The organism is Microbacterium phyllosphaerae, assembly GCF_017876435.1.
GTDB classification, from domain to species: domain Bacteria; phylum Actinomycetota; class Actinomycetes; order Actinomycetales; family Microbacteriaceae; genus Microbacterium; species Microbacterium phyllosphaerae.
On sequence record NZ_JAGIOA010000001.1, the window covers coordinates 1,485,771 to 1,507,065 of the forward strand.

The following is a 21,295-nucleotide window of genomic DNA, read 5'->3' on the forward strand; positions in this document are numbered from 1 at the left end:
GCTTATCCTTGACCACATGTGTGGAATCGTCGGATACGTGGGCCCGCGGCCCAGCCAGGACATCCTGCTCGCCGGCCTCGCTCGGCTCGAGTACCGCGGATATGACTCCGCAGGTGTCGCCGTCATCGACGGCGACGGGGCCCTGGGCATGCGCAAGAAGGCGGGCAAGCTCGCCGTGCTGCGCGACTCGCTCAAGGATGCAGCCCTCGCGGACGGCAACACGGGCATCGGGCACACCCGCTGGGCGACGCACGGTGGACCGACGGACGAGAACGCGCACCCGCACCTCGCGGATGACGACAAGCTCGCGCTGATCCACAACGGCATCATCGAGAACTTCGCCGCGCTGCGCGACGAGCTGCTCGCCGACGGTGTGAGCTTCCGCAGCGAGACCGACACCGAGGTCGCGGCCGCGCTGCTCGGCCGTGAGTACCGCAACAACGGCGGTGACCTTCAGCTCGCGTTCCGTGGCGTCGTCAACCGTCTCGAGGGCGCGTTCACTCTGCTCGCGATGCATCAGGACCACCCGGGCCTCGTCGTGGGAGCCCGCCGCAACTCGCCGCTCGTGATCGGCCTCGGCGAGGGCGAGAACTTCCTCGGCTCCGACGTCGCCGCATTCATCGAGTACACCCGCAAGGCGCTCGCGATCGGCCAGGACCAGATCGTCTCGATCACCCCGGATGCCGTCACCGTCACCGACTTCGCCGGCACCCCCGTCGAGGCCGAGCCGTTCGACGTCTCGTGGGACGCCGCAGCTGCCGAGAAGGGTGGCTGGTCGAGCTTCATGGCCAAGGAGGTCGCGGAGCAGCCCGAGGCGGTCGCCAACACGATCCGTGGTCGTATCCAGGGCGATCAGGTCGTGATCCCCGAGCTGGACGGCCTCGACGAGCTGTTCCTCGGCATCAACCGCATCATCATCACCGCGTGCGGCACGGCCGCGTACTCCGCCCTCGTCGGCAAGTATGCGATCGAGCAGTGGGCGCGGATCCCCGTCGACGTCGAGCTCGCCCACGAGTTCCGCTACCGCGACCCGGTGATCGGCGACGACACGCTCGTCGTGTCCATCAGCCAGTCCGGCGAGACCATGGACACGCTGATGGCCGTGAAGTACGCCAGCGAGCGCGGCGCGCGCACGCTCTCGATCTGCAACACGCAGGGTGCGACCATCCCTCGCGAGTCGGATGCCGTGGTCTACACGCACGCCGGCCCCGAAGTCGCTGTGGCCTCGACCAAGGCGTTTTCGGCCCAGATCACGGCTCTGCTCCTTCTCGGACTCCACATGGGCCGCGTCCGCGGATCCGTCGCGGATGCGTCCGCCGACGTCGCCGAGCTCGCCGCCCTGCCCGAGAAGATCGCCAAGGTGCTCGAGAGCGAGCAGGAGCACGTCACTCAGCTCGCCGGCTGGATGGCCGACACCCGCTCGGTGCTCTTCCTCGGCCGTCACGTCGGCTTCCCCATCGCCCTCGAGGGCGCACTGAAGCTCAAGGAGATCTCGTACATCCACGCCGAGGGCTTCGCCGCCGGTGAGCTGAAGCACGGTCCGATCGCGCTGATCGAGCCGGGTCAGCCCGTGTTCGTGCTCGTGCCGTCGCCCCGCCACTCGGCTGTCGTGCACTCGAAGGTCGTCTCGAACATCCAGGAGATCCGCGCCCGCGGCGCTCGTGTGATCGTCGTGGCCGAAGAGGGCGACGCCGCGGTGCTGCCGTTCGCCGACGAGGTCATCCGCATCCCGCTCGCCGGCGCGATGTTCGAGCCGCTGCTCGCGGTCGTGCCGCTGCAGATCTTCGCCATGGCCCTCGCCACGGCCAAGGGGCTCGACGTCGACCAGCCGCGAAACCTCGCGAAGTCCGTCACCGTCGAGTAGTCCTCGGCTGGCTCTCAGCCCCCCTGCACAGGGGCAGGTCAGCACACCTGCAAGTCAGAATCACAGATGCATGCCCAGATGAGCGATCTGGGCATGCATCTGTTTTCTCGACCTGCGTTTGTGCGACACATCATCCGCGCGCCCGCGCGCCCGGGCGATCGCCGCGATGACAGCGCGAGCGACGGCGTCCCAGTCGTGCATGATCATGGCGTAGTCGAAGCGGAGCGTCTCGAATCCGAGGCGGGATGCCGCGGCATCCCTCGTCAGATCCTTGTGCCGCATCTCGGGGCCTTCGTGGTTGAGTCGACCGTCGACTTCGATGATCACCCGTCGCGCAGCCACGAAGTCCACGCGACCGACACCCTCGATGACGACCTGGCAGTCGAGGTGTATCCCGAGCAGATGCAGTCTCAGTCGGAGGATCGATTCGAGTCCGCTCTCGGCATCGGGACGTGCGAGATCGAGGAGCCTGTGGGCTGACTTCGGCAACTCGCGTCTGATCCTCTTGCGATCGTGCGCGGAGAGCAGGCGCAGGTTCCACGCGGACTCGTACGCCGCGAAGAACGCCTCCTGATCGAGGCATCTGTATGCATGCACGAGAGCCGACGCGACCGGAGCCAGCCCGACTCCCGCGGTGCCGGGAGAGTGATGCGGGATGCATTCGCAGGGGGTATGCGGATGCCTGCGCCCGGAGCCGCCCAACCACACATGCACGATCGCATCGACGCTCGGGAGCACCCAGACGCCGTGCGCGCGGAGCGCATCCGCACACGTGAGAGATCCGCCATGCGCCGCCGCGGCGACGACTTTCGGATCTGTGGTCGCCAGAGCGTAGACCCCCTGGCGGACTCGGTTGATGGTGCCGGCGCGCGCGGCAACAGAGAGTTGAGCGCGGGTCGATCCGAACTGCTGTAGATGCCGCCCGCGCGCGATTCCGCCGAGAACGTGGAGGAGCTCCGCCGGTTCGATCATGCTCCGAGCATCCGACGCCTGTGGTGTCGCCGGATGGCAGAAACCCGCGCGTTGGGGAAGACTGCCGACGTCACGATGAGTGTGCAGTCGAAGTCACCCGCACAAATGCATGCTCGAACGACGGATGCAGGTCGAAAACTGGGATCCGAGCGTACGTATGTGATCTCGGCATGCATATGACGAAGCGCCGCGGAGTCGGGGTATTGGGCGGGAGGGGGTGGGAGTCGGGGAGTCGGGGTATTGGGCGGGAGGGGAGCGGGAGCGGGAGCGGGAGTCGGGGAGGCGGAGAGGTGTGGCCGGGGGAGGCGCGGGGCGAGCCCAGCCGAACGGTCCATCCGCCGCGACTAGGCTGAACGGGTGATCATCGGGACCGGCATCGACCTCGTGGACATCCCGCGGTTCGAGCGGACGCTCGAGCGCACGCCACGGCTTCGGGAGCGCCTCTTCGCGCCGGGGGAGCGGTCGCTGCGGCTGCCTTCCCTCGCGGCGCGCTATGCCGCGAAGGAGGCCCTGATCAAGACTCTCGGCGGTTCCGACGGCGTCCACTGGATCGAGATCGAGATCGCCTCGGAGGCGTCGGGGCGTCCGCACTTCGTGTTGTCGGGTACCACCGCCGAGGTCGTCGCCGCGCGGGGCATCACTCGACTCCACCTCACACTCACCCACGACGCAGGGCTCGCCGCCGCATTCGTCGTCGCCGAAGGAGAGCCGCTGTGACCGTTCCGTTCCGCGAGGCGCGCATCGACCTGGATGCGATCACCGACAACGTCCGCCATTTCCGTCGCCTGACCGGAGTGCAGGTCATCGCGGTGGTCAAGGCGAACGCCTATGGTCACGGCGCGGCTCCCGCCGCTGTCGCCGCACTCGCCGGCGGTGCGACGCGCCTCGGGGTGGCCGAGATCCCGGAAGCGCTCGACCTGCGTCGGCAGGGAATCACGGCACCGATCGTCGCGTGGTTGCACGCGCCGGGTGAGCGGTTCGACCAGGCAGCCGAGCACGACATCGAGGTCGGCATCTCGTCGTTCGACCAGCTCGAGGCAGCTGGCGCCGCGGCGTCAGTCGATCGTCCGGTGGGCGTCCATCTCAAGTTCGAGACCGGGCTCTCGCGCAACGGCATCGCACCGGCCGACTGGAGGCGAGTGCTCGCGGAAGCGGCCCGACTCGAGCGCATCGGCCGGTTGCGGATCATCGGACTCTTCAGCCACCTCTCGAACACCTCCGCTCAGGACGATCGCGAGGCGCTCGCGAAGTTCGAAGAGGGCGTCGCGGCTGCGGCATCCTTCGGCATCCACCCCGAGATCCGGCACATCGCGGCGACTGCCGCAGCGATCGACCTGCCCGAGATGCGGCTGGATGCCGTGCGCATCGGCGTCGGCATCTACGGACTCTCCCCGTTCGACGACCGCTCGTCGGCCGAACTCGGACTGCGCCCCGCCATGACGCTGCGCGGCGCGATCGCCGCCGTGCGCCGGGTGCCCGCCGGCACGGGAGTCTCGTACGGCTACGATCACCGTGCACCCCACGACACGACCCTCGTGCTCGTGCCACTCGGCTATGCCGACGGGGTTCCGCGACACGCCTCCGGCCGCCTGCCGGTGTCGATCGGCGGCCGCCGGTACACCAACGTCGGCAGGATCGCCATGGACCAGTTCGTGGTCGATGTCGGAGACGCGCCCGTGTCGATCGGCGACGAGGTCGTGCTGTTCGGTGACTCGACCCTCGGTGTGCCGTCCGCCGCGGAATGGGCGAACGCCGCTTCGACCATCAACTACGAGATCGTCACCCGCATCGGCGCACGCGTGCCGCGGAGGTCGGCATGAGCGTCGACCCCGCATTCCTCGGGCACCGTGAGATCGAGACGTCCGAGGCGATGGAGAAGCTTGGCTTCCGTATCGGCGAGCAGCTCGAACCGGGCGACCTGCTGATCCTCACCGGCCCGCTGGGCGCAGGCAAGACCACGTTCACGCGAGGGCTCGCCGAGGGCCTCGGCGTTCGTGGCCCGGTGCAGAGTCCCACCTTCGTGATCGCACGAACGCATCCGTCGCTGGTGGGGCGGGCGCCGCTGGTCCATGTCGACGCCTACCGTCTCGGCTCGGGGGCCGAGCTCGACGACCTCGATCTGGACCTCGCCCGCTCGGTCGTCGTGATCGAGTGGGGGCGCGGGATGGCCGAGGACCTCGCCGAGACCTGGTGGGACATCGAGTTCGAGCGCCCGGTCGGCGGCGACGACGACCTCGACCCCTCTGAGCTCGATGCCGACGCACCGCGGCATGTCACCATCACGCGGAGCGGACGCTCAGCGATCGCGGGTGGAAGGCCGACTACCCTGGAGGGGTGATCCTCGCCGTCGACACCTCCCTGGGCACCGCCGTCTCGCTCATCGACGACGACGGCACCCGTCGCTCCGACGCATCGGCCGCTGACCCGCTCGGTCATGCGGAGGTCATCGGCGACTTGCTCGTAGGGGCGCTCGACGCCGCGGGCTCGCAGCCGGTCACGCACGTCGTCGCAGGGATGGGTCCCGGTCCGTTCACGGGGCTCCGCATCGGCATCGCGACGGCACGCGCGTTCGCGCTGGGTCGCGGAATCGCGGTCGTCCCGGTGCCGAGCCACTTCGCGCCCGCCCTCACCGCGATCGAACAGGATGCCGTCACGGGGCCGTTCGCGATCGTCACCGACGCGCGTCGTCGTGAGGTGGCCATCACGGTGTTCGACGGGACGGATGCCGACGGCATCCCGCTCGTGACCCGCGACACCGTGCTCGTGCCCCGAGTCGACGCGGACGACCGTCTCGACGGCATCCGGCGTATCGATATCGAGACGCTCTCCGCCGTCGATCTCGCCCGTGTCGGGGGGAGAGCCGTCGCCGCGGGGCGCGTTCTCGCCGGTGACGAGCCGCTGTACCTGCGGCAACCTGATGTCACTGTTCCGGGCGCTCCGAAGAAGGTGGGGCGATGACTCTCCGAGTGGCGACGCCGGACGATCTCGACGCGATCATGGCGATAGAGCATCGCTCCTTTCCCACCGACGCGTGGAGTGCCGAGGCCATGGCCCTGGAACTCGCCAGCCCGCATGGTCGATACCTGGTCGACGAGCTCGACGGCGCGATCATCGGCTACGGGGGAGTCCGAGCTCTCGAGGGCTCTCGCGACGCCGACATCCAGACCATCGCCTTCGACGCGGAGCACCGCGGTGCAGGTCGAGGCCGTGCGCTCCTTCGGGGGCTGCTCGACACCGCGGCAGAGCGCGGAGCGCGCGAGGTGTTCCTCGAGGTCCGCGCCGACAACCCGAGTGCCGAGGGGCTGTACCTCTCCGAGGGATTCGAGGAGATCGGGCGTCGTCCGAGGTATTACCAGCCCGATGACATCGATGCGATCGTGATGCGACTCGCACTGCAGCATCCTCGATCCGCTCACCGCGACGAGCCTGTCACGGATGCCGCGAAGGAGGCGACCGCATGACTGAGCCCCTGGTGCTGGGCATCGAGACGAGCTGCGACGAGACCGGCATCGGGATCGTCCGCGGACGCACGCTGCTGTCGAACACGATCGCGTCGAGCATGGACGAGCACGCCCGCTACGGAGGCGTCGTGCCCGAGGTCGCCGCCCGCGCGCACCTCGAGGCGCTGCAGCCGTCGATCGATGTCGCGCTCGCCGAAGCCGGTGTGCGGCTGGCGGATCTCGATGCGGTGGCGGTGACGAGCGGCCCAGGCCTTGCGGGTGCGTTGATGGTCGGCGTCGGCGCAGCCAAGGGTCTCGCTGTGGCTCTCGACAAGCCGCTCTACGCGGTGAATCACCTGGTGGGCCACATCGCGGCAGACATCCTGACTCCCGAGTCCGAGCCGCTGGAGTACCCGACGATCGCACTGCTGGTCTCGGGCGGGCACACGTCGCTTCTCCACGTGCGCGACCTCACCACCGATGTCGAGATGCTCGGCGAGACCATGGACGACGCGGCCGGTGAGGCGTTCGACAAGGTCGCCCGCCTGCTGTCTCTGCCGTATCCGGGAGGACCGGAGATCGACCGCGCCGCACTCGACGGCGACCCGAACGCGATCCGCTTCCCCCGCGGCCTCTCGCGGGCTTCGGACCTGGCGAAGCACCGCTACGACTTCTCGTTCTCCGGGCTCAAGACGGCCGTGGCGCGGTGGGTCGAGCGCTGCGAGGCCGACGGGGTTCCCGTTCCCGTCGCCGACGTCGCCGCCAGCTTCCGGGAGGCCGTGGTCGACGTGCTGGTGACCAAGGCGCTCGCTGCGTGTGCCGACCTCGGCGTCCCGCGGCTGCTCCTCGGCGGCGGCGTCATCGCGAACCGACGGCTTCGTGAGGTGGCGTTGGCCAGGGCGGAGGCCGCAGGGGTCACCGTGCGCATTCCGCCGCTGTCGCTGTGCACCGACAACGGGGCGATGATCGCGGCTCTCGCGGCCGAGCTGATCTCGTCGGGTCGTCGTCCGTCGACGCTCGCCTTCGGCGCGGACTCCACTCTGCCTGTCACTGAGATCCAGGTCGATGAACGCGTCGCGGTGATGTGATGAGCGACGTGCCCCGTTCTCCCCGCCCCGACGGCGCCGGCGTCGACGGAGTGTCGCGTCCTGCCCTCCCGAACCCGAGCATCGAAGGGCCGAGCGGCGAGGTCGAGCATCCCGCCGGATCGGCACGCATCCCGGGAGCCCGACGAGACGGCTACACGAAGCTCCCCACGGGGCCGGTCGGGATCGAACCCGTCATCGTCAGCGGTCCGGTGGCAGACGACGTCGCGCACGATGCGGACTGGGAACCGGCGACCGGGGCCTCCGCCGTCGATGACACCCGACTCGCGCCGTGGGCGCTCATGGCCGCGATCGTGGCTCTGGCGTCCTCGTTCTTCGTGGGCTGGGGCATTCCGATCGCGGTCGTCGCCGTGATCGCGTCGATCATGTCGCTGCGGCGGCCGGTCGAGAGCCGCGCGATCGCGCGCTGGGCGCTCGTCCTCGGCCTGTGCGCGACCGTCTACAGTCTCGGATGGCTGGTGTGGGCCGGCATGCAGTTCGAGAGGCTCGGGTAGCCGATGCCGGACGCCGACGACGTGGTCGAGCTCCGGGCCCTGCAGGTGCGTGCCTACGGGCGTGCCGGGGCGCTCAGCGAATCCGAGGCCGCGCGTCTGCAGGAGCTCGAGCATGCGCGAGCGGGGGAGAGCGGATCGCCCTCGGCGGTGGAGGCTCCGGATGCTCCGCAGGTGCCGCAGCATCCGGTCGATCTTCCTGCCGCGCAGCCCGCCGCCGCCGACTCGCAGGTCGCCGAGAGCGGTGATGCGCCACCGCCGCACCGTGAATCCGCGCTGACGACACTGCGGAGGCATTGGCGCCTCGTGTCGGTCATCGTCGTCGCCTTCGTGCTGATCGGTCTCGCTCTCGGCTGGTCGCTGTTCTGGGATCGTGGTGCGGCGCCGATGCAGCTGAGCGCGGAGCAGCGGGGATGGCATGACGCGATCCTCGCGTCGGGTGACTTCGACCCGGGATCCTTGCGCGCGATCGACGAGGAGGAGGGTGTCGTCATCTGGTTCGCGACGAAGAAGGACGGAGCCGACGTGTGCCTGGTCCTCGGCGACGGCGATCAGACCGCTCCCGCATGCACGACCCGTGAGCAGGCGCTGATCCAGGGCGTCAGCGCGACGCTCGTGAAGGTCGTCGACGACACCCAGAACTACGACGTCGACGCCCAGATGTTCCTGACGGCCGACGGCGAACCGGCTGTCATCGCTCGCAGCTACATCACGGTCCCGCAGTCGACCACGATGTTCGCGAGCCCCGAAGAGGCATCCACCGCGGCGTCCCTCGCCACGGAGACCGGCTGGGATCGCCGCTCGATCATGGTCGCGGGATACGACGACGGTGTGCCGATCTGGGTGGGAGTGGACAAGGAGGACCAGCGCTACTGCCTCGCCTTCGACGGGTCGATGCCCGATCCGCCGATGTCCTGCGACGACAGCCTGATGCTGACGGATGCCGATCGCACCCTCACGCTCGACATCTCGAAGGACGGAGAGTCGACCCGGTACGAGTACCGGTTCGGCTACGGTCAGCAGTACCTGACCGTGACGAAGGGGCTGGGAGGCGAGGATGCTTCAGGAGACTGATGCCGCAGAGCTCCGTGCCCTCCAGATGAAGGCGTACGGGCGAGACGGCGGCCTGACCGAGGTGGATGCAGCGCGGCTGCGCGAGCTCGAATCGTCTCGGGTGGAGGCGGGGACGCCGCCGGACCCGGAGACGCCGATCTCGGCGGAGATTCCTCCTGCCGGGGATGTCGCGTTAGAGGGCGATTCGCGCGCGGATGCGTCCGGCGTCGAGGGAGCGGATCGGACGATCTGGGGTTCCGGGGACGCCGCGGATCCGGGAACGGCCGCGAGCGACGGCGAGTCGCACCCCTCACCGGGTCTGCGTGGGTCGGTCCGACAGCACTGGAAGCTCGTGGCCGCGGCTGCCGTCGCGCTGGTCCTGATCGGTCTCGGCGCCGGCTGGGCACTCTTCGGTCGGGGAGGCGATGGCATCGTCCTCACGGCCGAGCAGCAGGAGCGTCGGGCCCAGCTGCAGAGCGACGGCGACTTCGACCCCGGCACGCTCCGTGCGATCGGTCGAGACGAGGATGCCCTCGTCTGGTTCGCGACCAAGCAGGACGGCAAGACCATCTGCCTCACCCTCGACGCCGCAGACAAGTCGGCGAGCCAATGCCAGCCCGCCGAGGACCTCGACAACGGCAACGGGATCGGTGTGAGCGTGACGGCGGAAACCGCCGATGACGGATCCGCGGACCAGGTGTGGGCATCGGCGGCGCGGGCGACGACGGGCGAGATCCTGGCGATCGTTCAGCGGTGGAACAGCGGGGGTCAGGACTGGCTGTCGCAGTTCTCCGGTGCCGAGAGGGATCGCGCGGAGGAGCTCCTCGGTCAGGGGTTCGAGGAGTACACGGTCTCGATCGTGGGCTACGTCGAGGATGCTCCGGTGTGGTTCGGACAGAAGATCGAGGACGGCGACCCGTCGGACTGCCTCATCGTGGACCACTTCGGTGCGATCACGTGCAAGACGGCGGGCGAGGCGCAGACCTCCGGCGACGGCATCGCCATCGAGGGAGACTGGGCCGACGGTTCGGCCGCCACCGAACCGTGGAGCATCCGGCTGGAGTTCACTCCGAACGGGACGCCTTACCTCATGATCACGGGCGACCTGCCACCTGGGCAGGTGTCCCCGACGGATACCACCGTGAAGCCCGGGGAGACGCTGGAACTCGGCGGGGAGTACCAGGACCCGATCCAGGTCGAGGTCCCCTCCGAGGACGAGGGATGAACGGCTAGTCCGCTGCCGGAACCCGGTCAGCCAGGATCGCCCGCCGCTGATCGCCGATGCGGGTCAGGATCAACGTCGCCGTCTGGTCGCCCTTGAGGGTCAGCTTCTTCCGGAACGCGGCAGGATCGATGTCCATCCCGCGCTTCTTGATCTCCAGCGTTCCGATGCTGTGGGCCTTGAGCACAGCACTGATCGCCTTCGGATTCGCGGGCATCGTCTCGCGCACCCGGAACGACTGCACGAAGGGACTCGTGAGCGCGGCGTCCGAGGTCAGATATGCGATGCGCTCGTCGAGCATCCCCGCATCCAGGCTTCGAGCGACGTCTCCGATGAGCCGCGCGCGGATGACCGCTCCGTCGGGTTCATGGAGGAAGCCGCCGAGGTCGCGCACCGGAGCGTCGAGCGCGTCCGCCCCCGCCGTGAGTTCGTGCGAGCGGTCTCCGCGGATGACGAGCGCTGCCCGGCGGACACCGTCGCGGGCCAGCGCTCCGGTCCAGAGTACGAGTTCGACGACGCTGCCCTCGGCGCTGACCCACTGGGCCTCGGCGTCGGAAGGAAGCGAATCGCGGTCATGGCCCGGGCCGAGCTTGATGCCCGTCGGTCGGCGGGAGGCGACCTCGAACGCCCAGTCGAGCGACGGTGAGTAGTCCTCGGAAGAGACCCTCTTCGTCTCGCTGTGCCCCGAGGTGCGACGGGCGGGATCCATCCAGATCGCTCTCTCGTCGGTCGGCACGGCCTCCTCCGCGGTGCCCTGTCTCACCACCGCGCTGTCGCCGAAGGGGGCGAGGTTGTACGCCGCGATCGCCGCAGTCACGTCGTCGGCGTCGACGGCGAGCACGTCGAGCCCCGCGCCCGCGAAGGCGAGCGCGTCGCCGCCGATGCCGCATCCGAGGTCGGCGACGCTCGTGAGCCCGGCTCGGCGGATCCGCTGAGCATGACGCGCGGCGACGCCGAGGCGCGTCGCCTGCTCGAGACCGGCGCGGGTGAACAGCATCCTGGCCGCGAAGTCGCCGAACTTGCCCTTCGCCTTGGCGCGCAGATGCGCCTGTCCGACCACGGCCGAGACGAGGTCGGGAGAGTGGCCGGCGGCGCGCAGCCGGGACACCGCACGAGCCACGTCGGCGACCTGCTCGACGGGGCCGAGCGAGTCCAGCAGGTCGAGGCCTTCGGGGGTGAGCAGGGCACGCAGCTCGGACATCTCCACCCGCCCAGCTTAGGCGGCCCAGGTTGTCGTCGATTGGCACTCGCATTGCATGAGTGCCAGCTCACGCCCTAGACTGACTGTTAGCACTCTCGGGTTGAGAGTGCGAAAAAGTCTTCCTGTCAGCGTCAAGAAAGAAGAGGTAGACCGTGTCGGTTTCCATCAAGCCGCTCGAGGACCGCATCGTCATCAAGCAGGTCGAGGCCGAGCAGACCACCGCGAGTGGCCTGGTCATCCCCGACACCGCCAAGGAGAAGCCCCAGGAGGGCGAGGTCGTGGCCGTGGGCCCCGGCCGCATCGATGACAACGGCAACCGCGTCCCGCTCGACGTCGCCGTGGGCGACCGCGTGCTGTACAGCAAGTACGGCGGCACCGAGGTGAAGTTCGGCGCAGACGAGTTCCTCGTCCTGTCGGCTCGCGACGTGCTCGCAGTCGTCGTCCGCTGAGACAACGTCTTCGGAAGGACCCGGATGCATCATGCATCCGGGTCCTTTCTGCATCTCTGCCAGGTGTCGACCGTTTCCTGCCATTCACCCGCGGGGAGCTCGTCGGTCGCACGGCGGGCTGTCGGCCTGGGAATAGTGTTGTGCGGTGACCCTGACGAACGCTGCCACCACCAGAGCCACGCAGACCGCGGGGGTCGCGTATGCAGGCGGGGCGTATCTGCTGTGGGGTGTGCTGCCGCTCTACTTCCTGCTGCTCGTGCCGACCGGACCCTGGGAGGTCGTCGCCTGGCGCGTGCTGCTGTCGTTCGTCTTCTGCATCCTCCTGCTGACGATCACCCGCGGGTGGAAGGCGATCGGCGCGATCATCCGGCAGCCGAGACTGCTCGGGTGGACGGCACTGGCCGGAGTGCTCATCTACGTCAACTGGCAGGTCTTCCTGATCGGCACCCTCACCGGTCACGTCGTCGAGACCAGCCTCGGCTACTTCATCAACCCGATCGCCACCGTGCTGCTGGGCGTCTTCGTGCTCAAGGAACGGATCCGCAGGCTCCAGTGGGCCGCGATCGGCATCGCCGCCGTCGCGGTGATCGTGATCGTCCTCTTCTACCGGTCCTTCCCGTGGATCGCCCTGTCGCTCACGGCGTCGTTCGGCGTGTACGGACTCATCAAGAAGAAGATCGGTCCGTCGGTCGATGCGATCAGCGGGCTCACTCTCGAGTCGTTCTGGCTCATCCCGATCGCCGTGGTGCAGCTGATCCTCGTCGCCACGACTCCCGAGGGCATCACGATGGGCGCCAACGGCACATGGCATGCCGTGCTCCTGGCCTTCGCCGGCGTCGCCACCGCGGTGCCGCTGCTGCTCTTCGCTGCCGGCACCAGACGCATCAACCTCACCGTGATCGGCATGATCCAGTTCGTCACTCCGGTGATGCAGTTCATCATCGGCGCCGCCGTGCTCGGGGAGCCCATGCCGATCGAGCGATGGATCGGATTCGTCATCGTCTGGATCGCCATCGCGGTGTTCGTGGTCGACCTGGTGCTCGCCGCTCGGCGAGGGCGTAGGAGCGCTCACACGAGTCTCGGCTGAAGGGCCGGATCAGCCTGCGGGAACTCGGTGTCGGATCGTTAACGCACCGAAACATCGGCGACCCCTACGCGAAGCTTTTCGGTCCTAGTGTTAGAGCACCCGACCGTGGTCACAATCCACGGCCAGTCACGCAAGGGAGCATCATGACCGCATTCACGCGCTCGCGCAGCGCCAAGATTCTCGCCGGAGTCGCGCTGCTGAGCGTCTCGGCGATCGTCGTCGCAGGCTGTAGCAGCACCCCCTCGGACGAGCCGTCCGACGGCGGCAAGCCCGCCGCCGACCTCACCCTCGAGCTCGGCTCTCTGCTGCCGCAGACCGGTTCGCTGTCGTTCCTGGGCCCGCCCATGGAATCCGGCGTCGGACTCGCGGTCAGCGAGGTCAACGAGGCCGATGCAGGCGTCACGATCAATCTGACCGCCGAAGACGAGGGCGACACCGACACCAAGGCGTACGAGACCTCGATCACCAAGCTCCAGGGTGCAGGCGTCTCCGCGATCGTCGGCGCAGCGGCATCGGGCGTCTCCCGCCTGATCCTCGACGGAAACGTCAGCGCAGGAATCCTGCAGATCTCCGCCTCGAACACCGGTCCGGACTTCACCGACTGGGACGACAACGGCCTGTACTTCCGCACCGCCCCCAGCGACCTGCTGCAGGGCGAGGTGCTCGGCAACCTGATCGCCGAGGACGGCCACAAGACCCTCGGCGTCATCTACCAGAACGACGCCTACGGCACCGGCCTCTTCGACAACATCAAGTCGACGTTCGAGGGCGCCGGTGGCGAGGTCGTCGCCGACGCGTCGTACAACGTCGGTGACGGTCAGTTCGACGCACAGGTCGAGACCATCAAGGCTCAGAACCCCGACGCCGTCGCGATCGTCTCGTTCGACCAGTTCAAGACCATCGCCCCGCTGCTGGTCAACGCCGGCATCACGCCGGACAAGTGGTACCTCGTCGACGGAAACCTGTCGGACTACGGCTCCTCGCCCGACACGAACTTCCCGTTCTCGCTCGAGGGCGCACAGGGCACCAAGCCGGGCCCGGCGCTCGAGGATGACTTCACCGGTCGTCTGCAGACGTTCTGGACGGGTGAGGGCAACCCCGAGGTGAACGACTTCACGTACGCGGCCGAGGCCTACGACGCCGTCGTGCTCGTGGCACTCGCCTCGCTCGCAGCAGGCTCCACCGAGGGCGCGGACATCGCGGCCAAGATGGAAGAGGTCTCGGGCGGCTCGGGCGACGGAGAGAAGTGCACCAGCTTCGCCGACTGCGCCAAGATCATCAACGACGGCGGCACGGCCGACTACGACGGCTACTCCGGCGAGATCACGTTCGATGAGAACGGTGACCCGCAGGGAGCCTCGATCGGCACGTACAAGTACAGCGCCGACAACCTGATCACCCGCACCAACTGATCACGAGCGAAGGCCCCGGATGCAGCATCCGGGGCCTTCGTCGTGCCCGGGCTCCTTGAGGTGCCGTCCACTGTGCGGTGCGGGCGCGGCGCTCGGGCACGAGAGAGGGGCGGATGCCGCAGCATCCGCCCCTCTCTGTGTATGCAGTTCAGGCGGCGTCGGTGCCGAGCGTGCCGAGGTAGAGGCCGATGACCTTCGGATCGTTCAGCAGGTCGCGTCCTGTGCCCTCGTAGGCGTCTTTGCCCTGGTCGAGCACGTAGCCGCGGTCGCAGATCTGCAGGCAGCGACGAGCGTTCTGCTCGACCATGATCGTTGTGACGCCCGCCTTGTTGATGTCGGAGACGCGGATGAACGCGTCGTCCTGACGCACGGGGGAGAGGCCCGCCGAGGGCTCGTCCAGGAGCAGCACCGACGGGTCCATCATGAGCGCCCGAGACATCGCCACCATCTGGCGTTCACCGCCGGACAGCGAGCCTGCCCGCTGCTTCAGCCGCTTGCCGAGCTCGGCGAAGATGCCGGTGACGAACTCGAGCCGCTCGGTGTAGATCTTGGGGTTCTGGTAGAGCCCCATCTGCAGGTTCTCCTCGATCGAGAGCGACGGGAACACGTTGTTCGTCTGCGGCACGAAGGCGACGCCGCGCTTGACGAGCTTGTCCGCCTTCAACCCGACGATGCTCTCGCCGTTGACGGTGATGTCGCCGCTTCGCACGTTGACCATGCCGAAGATCGACTTCAGCAGCGTCGACTTGCCCGCGCCGTTGGGACCGATGATGCCGATCAGCTCACCCTGGCGCGCGACGAGGTTGGCGCCGTTCAGGATGTTCACCCCTGGCAGGTAGCCGGCGTGGACGTCCTTGAGCTCGACGACGACGTCATCGGTCGACGGCGTGGATCCTGCGGAGATGTCGGCGCTCATGCGTTGCCCTTCTGATCGGGATCGGCGGTGCTCGTCGCTTCGAGTTCCGCCTCTGCCTCTGCTTCGATCTGCTCGCGGAGCTTCGCCGCGGCGGCGTTCTCGATCACGGGGATGCGACCGGTGACGGCCCCGAGGTCGAGGTCCTGGTGGGCGCCGAGGTAGGCGTCGACCACGGCAGGGTCCTCCATGACCTCATCGGGCGGACCCTCGGCGACGACGCGACCCTCCGCCATCACGACGACCCAGTCGGCGATGTGGCGGACCATGTGCATGTCGTGCTCGACGAACAGCACCGTCATGCCGAGGCCCTTGAGATCGAGGATGTGGTCGAGGAGCGACTGCGTGAGGGCCGGGTTCACGCCGGCCATCGGCTCATCGAGCATCACCAGCGTCGGGTCGCTCATGAGCGCCCTCGCCATCTCGAGCAGCTTGCGCTGACCTCCCGAGAGCGATGCGGCGAAGTCCTTCTCCTTCGCATCGAGCTTGAAGCGGGCGAGCAGCTCGCGCGCCTTCACCTCGATCTCCTGATCCTGCTTGCGCCACAGGAACGGGAACAGGCTCGACCAGAAGCCCTCGCCGCGCTGGCCGGGAGCACCGAGCTTCATGTTCTCGAGCACCGTGAGCAGCGACAGCGACTTCGTCAGCTGGAACGTGCGCACCTGCCCCATCCGCGCCACCTTGAAGGAGGGGACGCCGGAGAGATTCTTCCCGTCGAACGACCACGTGCCGCTGTTGGGCTTGTCGAATCCGCAGAGCAGGTTGAACAGGGTGGTCTTGCCCGCGCCGTTCGGGCCGATCAGGGCAGTGATCGCCCCGCGGGGGATCTCGACGTGATCGACGTCGACGGCGGTCAGGCCGCCGAACCGCCGCTGCACGGCGTCGGCCACGAGGATCGGATCGACCTTCGGCACTCCGGGGGCCGCCGGTCCCTTCGCGAGACCGGTGGTCTTCGGACGACGGACGCTCCCGGTCTGGGGCGCCGTCTCGACGTTCTCGTCGGGGGTGGGTTCAATTGACAAAGGTCATCTCCCTCTTGTCGCCGAGGATGCCCTGAGGACGGAAGATCACGAGCAGCATCAGGGCGATGCCGACGAAGATGAACACGAGGGTCGAGGCCTGGCTGTCGGACATGGGCAGGATGCCCGCCTTGGCCATCGACGGCAGCAGGTTCGCCATGAACGCGAACACGACCCAGAACAGGATCGCGCCGAGCGTCGGGCCGAAGACCGTCGCCGCTCCACCGAGGAGCAGCACCGTCCACAGGAAGAACGTGAGCGACGTCGTGTAGCTGCCGGGGACCACGGCCGAGGGGAGGACGAAGACGATCCCACCCGCTGCGCCGATGATGCCACCGACCACGAGCGCCTGCATCTTGTAGGCGAAGACGTTCTTGCCGAGCGACCGCACGGCGTCCTCGTCTTCACGGATGCCTTTGAGTACACGGCCCCAGGGGCTGCGCATCAGCGACCATACGAGCAGGATCGCGATGGCGAGCACGATCACCCCGAAGACGCGGTTCCACAGGTCGTTCGCGCTGAGCACCCACGGACCGAAGCCGTAGGTGCCAGGGGGGAACGGGTTGGCGTCGCGGAATCCGCCGTTGAACTGCGCGAGACCGTCGGCCGAGTTGGTGTACTCGTCGAAGATCTGAGTGGTGAACAGCAAGCGCACGATCTCACCGGCCGCGATCGTCGCGATCGCGAGGTAGTCGGCACGCAGCCGCAGCGTCGGGATGCCGAGGAGCACCGCGAAGAACGCGCCGCCCAGGAGCCCGATCAGCATGCCGATCCACCAGGGAAGACCGAAGGTCAGGACCGAGATGGCGTAGCCGTACCCGCCGATGGCCATGAAGGCGGCCATACCGAAGTTGAGGAGTCCCACGTATCCGAAGTGCACGGCCAGACCGGTCGCCGCCAGCGCATAGGCGATGGTGACCGGGCTGATGAGATAGACCGCGGTATTGGAGAAGATGCTTCCGAAGTCCATGATCAGCCCAACCTTTCCTTGCGTCCGAGCAGACCCTGGGGTCGCACGAGGAGGATCACGATGAGCACGACGAGCGCGCTCGCGTACTTGAGGTCGGACGGGATCCAGAGGGTCGAGATCTCGACCGCGATGCCGACGATGAGCGAGCCGACGAGGGCTCCGAACGCGGTGCCGAGTCCGCCGAGCGTGATGGCGGCGAAGATGAGCAGCAGCATCTGCATGCCCATGTCCCACTTCACGCCGGGGCGGAAGTACGCCCACAGGATGCCGGAGATCGCAGCGAGCGTTCCGGCGAGGATCCAGACGTAGCGGACCACCTTGTCGACGTCGATGCCCGATGCCGCAGCCAGCTGCGGGTTGTCGGAGATCGCCCTGGTGGCCTTGCCGATGCGTGTGCGGGTGAGGAAGAAGGCGACGCCGACGATCACGACGATGCTCACGCCCATGCCGATCATGTCGATGTACGAGAGCGAGATCGGCCCGAAGCGGAACGGCTCGGGGCTCGCGCCGGGGAGCTGGCGGGTACCGCCGCCGATCAGGTACTGGAACGCGTACCGGAGGGCGAGCGAGAGTCCGATGCTGACGATCATGAGCTGCACGACTCCGAGGCCGCGTCGTCGGAGCGGACGCCAGATGCCGGCGTCCAGAGCCCAGCCGAAGAGGCCACCGCCGACCACGGCCGCGATGATGCCCAGCCAGAGGGGGAGGTGCCAGAAGCTCGTCGTCACCAGGGCGACCAGGCCGCCCCACGTGACCATCTCGGCGTGGGCGAAGTTCGACAGGCGGGTCGTTCCGTAGATGAGTGCCGCGCCCATCGATGCGAGAGCCAGCAGGAGGCCGAAGTTGAGTCCACCCACCAGGCGCGAGGCCAGCTGGTCGATGAACGATGTCGTCATGCGCTCGCCCTCGCCGAGGAAGAGGTTCATGATCTTCGTGCCGGTCAGGCCGAACTCGACCTCGAACGAGGCCGTGGTGCCCGAGATCGGCTGAGTGCCCTCCGGCAGCTGCGCTGCGTCGACGATCACACCGTCGGGGAGGGTCTCCTCATCGACGGTGAGCGTGTAGGTCTCCTTCTCGGGAACGTACAGACGCCACTTGCCCTCGGCATCCGTCTTCGTCTCGCCCTCGAAACCGTTGCCCTTGATCGTCATCACGACGTCTTCGACGGGGGTGTCGTCGAAGGTGATGACACCGGCGAAGTAGAAGTCTGTGATCTCCTGGCCGTCGTCGGTCTCTTCGGCGGAAGCCGCCGACGGAGGCTGCAACCACAGGAAAGCGATGGCGAGGAGCGACGCCAGCAGGATGATGACCCACCGCATTCCGCTTCGATTCGCCGAGATCGTCGGACGCACAGAACCTCCAGCCCAGTACACAGGCCATGACGGAGTTGTTCATCGGCCTTGATGTACGACGGTATGAGCGTAATGTGTCGGCTCTGTTTCAACCAAGGCACGATCTGCTCACGGTGAGAACGATCCCATCACGAAGTTGCGAAACGCCGCGCTCCGAGCAGCCCGGCGCAGGCTCTTCCGAGGCGGACGCCGGGAATTTCCTCAGCCTCCCCACGCTTAGAATTGGTACACCCTCGCCCAGATCGCGCCCGCAGGAGGACTATCCATGGACCAGCACGACCCCTTCGGCTTCGTCGGACTCACCTACGACGATGTGCTGCTCCTTCCGGGGCACACCGACGTCATCCCCAGCGAGGCCGACACCTCGTCGCGGATCACTCGCCGGATCTCGGTCGCGACTCCGCTGCTCTCCAGCGCCATGGACACGGTCACCGAGTCGCGCATGGCCATCGCGATGGCCCGTGAGGGAGGCATCGGCATCCTGCACCGCAACCTGTCGATCGCCGACCAGGCCGCGCACGTCGATCGCGTCAAGCGCAGCGAGTCGGGCATGATCACCGACCCGATCACGACGACGCCGGATGCGACCGTCGAAGAGGTCGACGCGCTCTGCGCCAAGTACCGCATCTCGGGCCTCCCCGTGGTCGACGCCGACGGACGCCTCGTGGGCATCATCACCAACCGCGACATGCGCTTCGTCTCGGGCTTCGAGCGTCAGACCACCTTCGTGAAGGACGTCATGACCTCCGAGGGTCTCGTGACCGCTCCCGTCGGCGTGGCCGCCGGCGAGGTCATCGCGCTCTTCGCCCACCACCGGGTCGAGAAGCTCCCGCTCATCGATGAGGACGGCAAGCTCGCCGGCCTCATCACCATCAAGGACTTCGACAAGAGCGAGAAGTACCCGCTCGCCACGAAGGACGACCAGGGGCGTCTGCGCGTCGGCGCGGCCATCGGATTCTTCGGCGACGCCTGGGAGCGCGCGGAGGCACTCCGCGACGCCGGCGTCGACGTGCTCGTGGTCGACACCGCGAACGGGCAGTCGCAGGGCGTGATCGAACTGGTCAAGCGCCTCAAGGCCGACGAGAGCTTCGCGCACATCGACGTCATCGGCGGCAACGTCGCGACCCGCGAGGGTGCCCAGGCGCTCGTCGACGCGGGCGTCGACGCCGTCAAGGTGGGCGTGGGCCCCGGCTCGATCTGCACCACGCGCGTCGTCGCGGGCGTCGGCGTGCCGCAGGTCACCGCCGTCTACGAGGCGTCGCTCGCCGCGCGCCCCGCCGGCGTGCCGGTGATCGCCGACGGAGGGCTCCAGTACTCGGGCGACATCGCCAAGGCGCTCGTCGCCGGAGCAGATGCGGTCATGCTCGGTTCGCTCCTCGCCGGAACCGACGAGTCGCCGGGCGAGATCGTCTTCCAGTCGGGCAAGCAGTTCAAGCAGTACCGCGGCATGGGTTCGCTCGGAGCCATGCAGACCCGTGGCAAGCAGACCTCGTACTCGAAGGACCGCTACTTCCAGGCCGACGTCCCCAGCGACGACAAGCTGATCCCCGAGGGCATCGAGGGCCAGGTTCCCTATCGCGGCCCCGTGTCGGCCGTCGCGTACCAGCTGGTCGGCGGACTGCGTCAGTCGATGTTCTACGTCGGCGCACGCACCATCGAGGAGCTCAAGGAGCGTGGCCGCTTCGTGCGGATCACAGCCGCCGGGCTCAAGGAGTCGCACCCGCACGACGTGCAGATCGTCGTCGAGGCGCCCAACTACAAGCGCTGAGCATGATCGACGAAGGGGCCGGATGCATCCGCATCCGGCCCCTTCGTCGTCTGCGCGTTCAGTTGCAGGTGTAGGTGACTCCGTCGACCTGCCACACGCCGGGACCGAGTTCCGCGCACATCGAGAAGAGGTTCGCGAACACCGTCACGAGCAGCACGAGGCCGATCACCGCGATCACGGTGATGATCGCGCCGATGATGATGCCCGCGATCGCGATCCCCTTCGGTGCACCTGCTTTGCCGAGCTTGACGGCCGCCACGATGCTCAGGATGAGGCCGAGTGGGGCGATCACGAATGCCAGGACGAGTCCGGCGATCGCGAGTCCGTTCCCGGGCGCTGCGGCGGGCGGAGTGGCGTAGCCGGGCCCCGCGACCGGATACGCCGCGGGGTTCGTGGCCGGGTCTGCGGGCGGCGTGTACTGCGCGTCGCCGGGAGAGGGCGGGTTCGTCATGGTGTCGCTCCGATCTGGGGTGCGCGGTCGCTGGGGTGGCCGCACTCGTAGCCGAGCGTAGTGAGAGGCGTGGTGTGCGCGCCATCCAGTGTTCGCGGCCTTCCGGATGCCCGCATCACGGCGTACCGTGCCGGTATGTGCCGCAACATCGTTCCCCTGAACAACCTCGAGCCCGCCGCCACGGACCATGAGTGCCATGACGCCGCCCTGCAGTTCGTGCGCAAGATCGCCGGGACGACGACGCCGTCCCGCGCGAACCAGGCCGTGTTCGATCGCGCCGTCGAGGAGATCGCTCGCGCCACGAGAGCGCTCGTCGACGATCTGACGACCACGGCGCCGCGCAAGAACCGCGAGGACGAGGCGACCAAGCGTCGTTCACGCTCGGCGGAGAGGTACGAGGCGATCCGCGTGTTCCAGGAGCAGAAGCGGGCTGCGCGGACCGCATCCTGACACGACCGGGGCGCGCGGAATCCCGGCGCACTGGGTGGCGATTCGGTATGCCAGTATTTAGAGATACCCGCTCGA

Annotated in this window: 22 protein-coding genes; 15 read left to right on the forward strand and 7 right to left on the reverse strand. The window is 67.9% G+C overall.

Features of this window, described 5'->3' with window-relative positions; genetic code table 11:
- Window positions 1–16: 16 nt before the first annotated feature.
- Entirely contained in the window at window positions 17–1,864 is a 1,848-nt protein-coding gene (gene glmS / locus JOF42_RS06945) for a glutamine--fructose-6-phosphate transaminase (isomerizing) (RefSeq protein ID WP_210097193.1), read from the forward strand.
- 60 nt (window positions 1,865–1,924) lie between these two features.
- Here the strand turns inward: glmS and JOF42_RS06950 are convergent, their stop codons facing one another.
- Entirely contained in the window at window positions 1,925–2,836 is a 912-nt protein-coding gene (locus JOF42_RS06950) for an endonuclease domain-containing protein (RefSeq protein WP_210097194.1), read from the reverse strand.
- A 357-nt stretch (window positions 2,837–3,193) separates the two neighbouring features.
- Between JOF42_RS06950 and JOF42_RS06955 the strand changes: the two genes are divergently transcribed.
- Genes JOF42_RS06955 through JOF42_RS06995 form a run of 9 tightly spaced genes read left to right on the forward strand, consistent with a single transcriptional unit; the run spans window position 3,194 to window position 10,151 of the window.
- Window positions 3,194–3,553, forward strand: coding sequence for a holo-ACP synthase (locus JOF42_RS06955; RefSeq protein ID WP_210097195.1), 360 nt, complete (start codon window positions 3,194–3,196; stop codon window positions 3,551–3,553).
- Entirely contained in the window at window positions 3,550–4,656 is a 1,107-nt protein-coding gene (gene alr, locus JOF42_RS06960; protein ID WP_210097196.1) for an alanine racemase, read from the forward strand. The genes JOF42_RS06955 and alr overlap by 4 nt, the downstream gene beginning before the upstream one ends.
- Complete coding sequence (gene tsaE / locus JOF42_RS06965; RefSeq protein WP_210097197.1) at window positions 4,653–5,174, forward strand: tRNA (adenosine(37)-N6)-threonylcarbamoyltransferase complex ATPase subunit type 1 TsaE; 522 nt, start codon at window positions 4,653–4,655, stop codon at window positions 5,172–5,174. Before alr ends, tsaE begins: the two co-directional genes overlap by 4 nt.
- Window positions 5,171–5,794, forward strand: a complete 624-nt coding sequence (gene tsaB / locus JOF42_RS06970; RefSeq protein WP_210097198.1) for a tRNA (adenosine(37)-N6)-threonylcarbamoyltransferase complex dimerization subunit type 1 TsaB — start codon at window positions 5,171–5,173, stop codon at window positions 5,792–5,794. Before tsaE ends, tsaB begins: the two co-directional genes overlap by 4 nt.
- Window positions 5,791–6,297 (forward strand): ribosomal protein S18-alanine N-acetyltransferase, encoded by a 507-nt coding sequence (gene rimI, locus JOF42_RS06975; protein ID WP_210097199.1) that lies wholly within the window; start codon window positions 5,791–5,793, stop codon window positions 6,295–6,297. Before tsaB ends, rimI begins: the two co-directional genes overlap by 4 nt.
- Entirely contained in the window at window positions 6,294–7,364 is a 1,071-nt protein-coding gene (gene tsaD, locus JOF42_RS06980; protein WP_210097200.1) for a tRNA (adenosine(37)-N6)-threonylcarbamoyltransferase complex transferase subunit TsaD, read from the forward strand. The genes rimI and tsaD overlap by 4 nt, the downstream gene beginning before the upstream one ends.
- Window positions 7,364–7,876 (forward strand): hypothetical protein, encoded by a 513-nt coding sequence (locus JOF42_RS06985; RefSeq protein ID WP_259160175.1) that lies wholly within the window; start codon window positions 7,364–7,366, stop codon window positions 7,874–7,876. The genes tsaD and JOF42_RS06985 overlap by 1 nt, the downstream gene beginning before the upstream one ends.
- 3 nt (window positions 7,877–7,879) lie before the next feature.
- A complete protein-coding gene (locus JOF42_RS06990; protein ID WP_210097201.1) occupies window positions 7,880–8,947 on the forward strand; it encodes a hypothetical protein in 1,068 nt (355 codons plus the stop codon).
- Window positions 8,931–10,151, forward strand: a complete 1,221-nt coding sequence (locus tag JOF42_RS06995) for a hypothetical protein (RefSeq protein WP_210097202.1) — start codon at window positions 8,931–8,933, stop codon at window positions 10,149–10,151. The genes JOF42_RS06990 and JOF42_RS06995 overlap by 17 nt, the downstream gene beginning before the upstream one ends.
- A 4-nt stretch (window positions 10,152–10,155) precedes the next feature.
- Here the strand turns inward: JOF42_RS06995 and JOF42_RS07000 are convergent, their stop codons facing one another.
- Window positions 10,156–11,355, reverse strand: a complete 1,200-nt coding sequence (locus JOF42_RS07000) for a class I SAM-dependent methyltransferase (protein WP_210097203.1) — start codon at window positions 11,353–11,355, stop codon at window positions 10,156–10,158.
- A 146-nt stretch (window positions 11,356–11,501) separates the two neighbouring features.
- Here JOF42_RS07000 and groES point away from each other — a divergent pair, with 146 nt between their 5' ends.
- The 3 genes from groES to JOF42_RS07015 all read left to right on the forward strand — a co-directional run bounded on the left by groES (window position 11,502) and on the right by JOF42_RS07015 (window position 14,297).
- Window positions 11,502–11,798 carry a co-chaperone GroES gene (groES, locus tag JOF42_RS07005; RefSeq protein WP_017203655.1) on the forward strand — a complete coding sequence of 99 codons (297 nt, stop codon included), beginning with the start codon at window positions 11,502–11,504 and terminating at the stop codon, window positions 11,796–11,798.
- Between the two features lie 151 nt (window positions 11,799–11,949).
- Window positions 11,950–12,885 (forward strand): EamA family transporter RarD, encoded by a 936-nt coding sequence (gene rarD, locus JOF42_RS07010; RefSeq protein WP_210099110.1) that lies wholly within the window; start codon window positions 11,950–11,952, stop codon window positions 12,883–12,885.
- Window positions 12,886–13,028: 143 nt separating this feature from the next.
- Window positions 13,029–14,297, forward strand: coding sequence for an ABC transporter substrate-binding protein (locus tag JOF42_RS07015; protein WP_210097204.1), 1,269 nt, complete (start codon window positions 13,029–13,031; stop codon window positions 14,295–14,297).
- Between the two features lie 148 nt (window positions 14,298–14,445).
- On the opposite strand, the gene JOF42_RS07020 is transcribed toward JOF42_RS07015, so the two are convergent.
- From JOF42_RS07020 to JOF42_RS07035, 4 genes are read right to left on the reverse strand one after another with little or no spacing between them, the layout of a single operon-like run.
- Window positions 14,446–15,213 carry an ABC transporter ATP-binding protein gene (locus JOF42_RS07020; RefSeq protein ID WP_210097205.1) on the reverse strand — a complete coding sequence of 256 codons (768 nt, stop codon included), beginning with the start codon at window positions 15,211–15,213 and terminating at the stop codon, window positions 14,446–14,448.
- On the reverse strand, window positions 15,210–16,232 hold the full coding sequence (locus tag JOF42_RS07025) for an ABC transporter ATP-binding protein (RefSeq protein WP_245340742.1): 1,023 nt from the start codon (window positions 16,230–16,232) through the stop codon (window positions 15,210–15,212). Before JOF42_RS07025 ends, JOF42_RS07020 begins: the two co-directional genes overlap by 4 nt.
- A complete protein-coding gene (locus tag JOF42_RS07030) occupies window positions 16,222–17,199 on the reverse strand; it encodes a branched-chain amino acid ABC transporter permease (RefSeq protein WP_210097206.1) in 978 nt (325 codons plus the stop codon). The genes JOF42_RS07025 and JOF42_RS07030 overlap by 11 nt, the downstream gene beginning before the upstream one ends.
- 2 nt (window positions 17,200–17,201) lie before the next feature.
- Window positions 17,202–18,518, reverse strand: a complete 1,317-nt coding sequence (locus JOF42_RS07035; protein ID WP_210097207.1) for a branched-chain amino acid ABC transporter permease — start codon at window positions 18,516–18,518, stop codon at window positions 17,202–17,204.
- A 298-nt stretch (window positions 18,519–18,816) separates the two neighbouring features.
- Here JOF42_RS07035 and guaB point away from each other — a divergent pair, with 298 nt between their 5' ends.
- Complete coding sequence (gene guaB, locus JOF42_RS07040; RefSeq protein WP_210097208.1) at window positions 18,817–20,319, forward strand: IMP dehydrogenase; 1,503 nt, start codon at window positions 18,817–18,819, stop codon at window positions 20,317–20,319.
- 58 nt (window positions 20,320–20,377) lie between these two features.
- Here the strand turns inward: guaB and JOF42_RS07045 are convergent, their stop codons facing one another.
- Window positions 20,378–20,770, reverse strand: coding sequence for a DUF4190 domain-containing protein (locus JOF42_RS07045; RefSeq protein ID WP_210097209.1), 393 nt, complete (start codon window positions 20,768–20,770; stop codon window positions 20,378–20,380).
- A 135-nt stretch (window positions 20,771–20,905) separates the two neighbouring features.
- On the opposite strand from JOF42_RS07045, the gene JOF42_RS07050 reads away from it, so the two are divergent.
- Complete coding sequence (locus JOF42_RS07050) at window positions 20,906–21,220, forward strand: DUF2277 domain-containing protein (protein WP_210097210.1); 315 nt, start codon at window positions 20,906–20,908, stop codon at window positions 21,218–21,220.
- Window positions 21,221–21,295: the final 75 nt, after the last annotated feature.

Coding starts and splice junctions, on each gene's coding strand:
- glmS (WP_210097193.1), top strand. CDS start 17: ATGTGTGGAATCGTCGGATACGTGGGCCCGCGGCCCAGCCAGGACATC.
- JOF42_RS06950 (WP_210097194.1), bottom strand. CDS start 2,836: ATGATCGAACCGGCGGAGCTCCTCCACGTTCTCGGCGGAATCGCGCGC.
- tsaE (WP_210097197.1), top strand. CDS start 4,653: ATGAGCGTCGACCCCGCATTCCTCGGGCACCGTGAGATCGAGACGTCC.
- rimI (WP_210097199.1), top strand. CDS start 5,791: ATGACTCTCCGAGTGGCGACGCCGGACGATCTCGACGCGATCATGGCG.
- tsaD (WP_210097200.1), top strand. CDS start 6,294: ATGACTGAGCCCCTGGTGCTGGGCATCGAGACGAGCTGCGACGAGACC.
- JOF42_RS06985 (WP_259160175.1), top strand. CDS start 7,364: ATGAGCGACGTGCCCCGTTCTCCCCGCCCCGACGGCGCCGGCGTCGAC.
- JOF42_RS06990 (WP_210097201.1), top strand. CDS start 7,880: ATGCCGGACGCCGACGACGTGGTCGAGCTCCGGGCCCTGCAGGTGCGT.
- JOF42_RS06995 (WP_210097202.1), top strand. CDS start 8,931: ATGCTTCAGGAGACTGATGCCGCAGAGCTCCGTGCCCTCCAGATGAAG.
- JOF42_RS07015 (WP_210097204.1), top strand. CDS start 13,029: ATGACCGCATTCACGCGCTCGCGCAGCGCCAAGATTCTCGCCGGAGTC.
- JOF42_RS07020 (WP_210097205.1), bottom strand. CDS start 15,213: ATGAGCGCCGACATCTCCGCAGGATCCACGCCGTCGACCGATGACGTC.
- JOF42_RS07030 (WP_210097206.1), bottom strand. CDS start 17,199: ATGGACTTCGGAAGCATCTTCTCCAATACCGCGGTCTATCTCATCAGC.
- JOF42_RS07035 (WP_210097207.1), bottom strand. CDS start 18,518: ATGCGGTGGGTCATCATCCTGCTGGCGTCGCTCCTCGCCATCGCTTTC.
- guaB (WP_210097208.1), top strand. CDS start 18,817: ATGGACCAGCACGACCCCTTCGGCTTCGTCGGACTCACCTACGACGAT.
- JOF42_RS07045 (WP_210097209.1), bottom strand. CDS start 20,770: ATGACGAACCCGCCCTCTCCCGGCGACGCGCAGTACACGCCGCCCGCA.
- JOF42_RS07050 (WP_210097210.1), top strand. CDS start 20,906: ATGTGCCGCAACATCGTTCCCCTGAACAACCTCGAGCCCGCCGCCACG.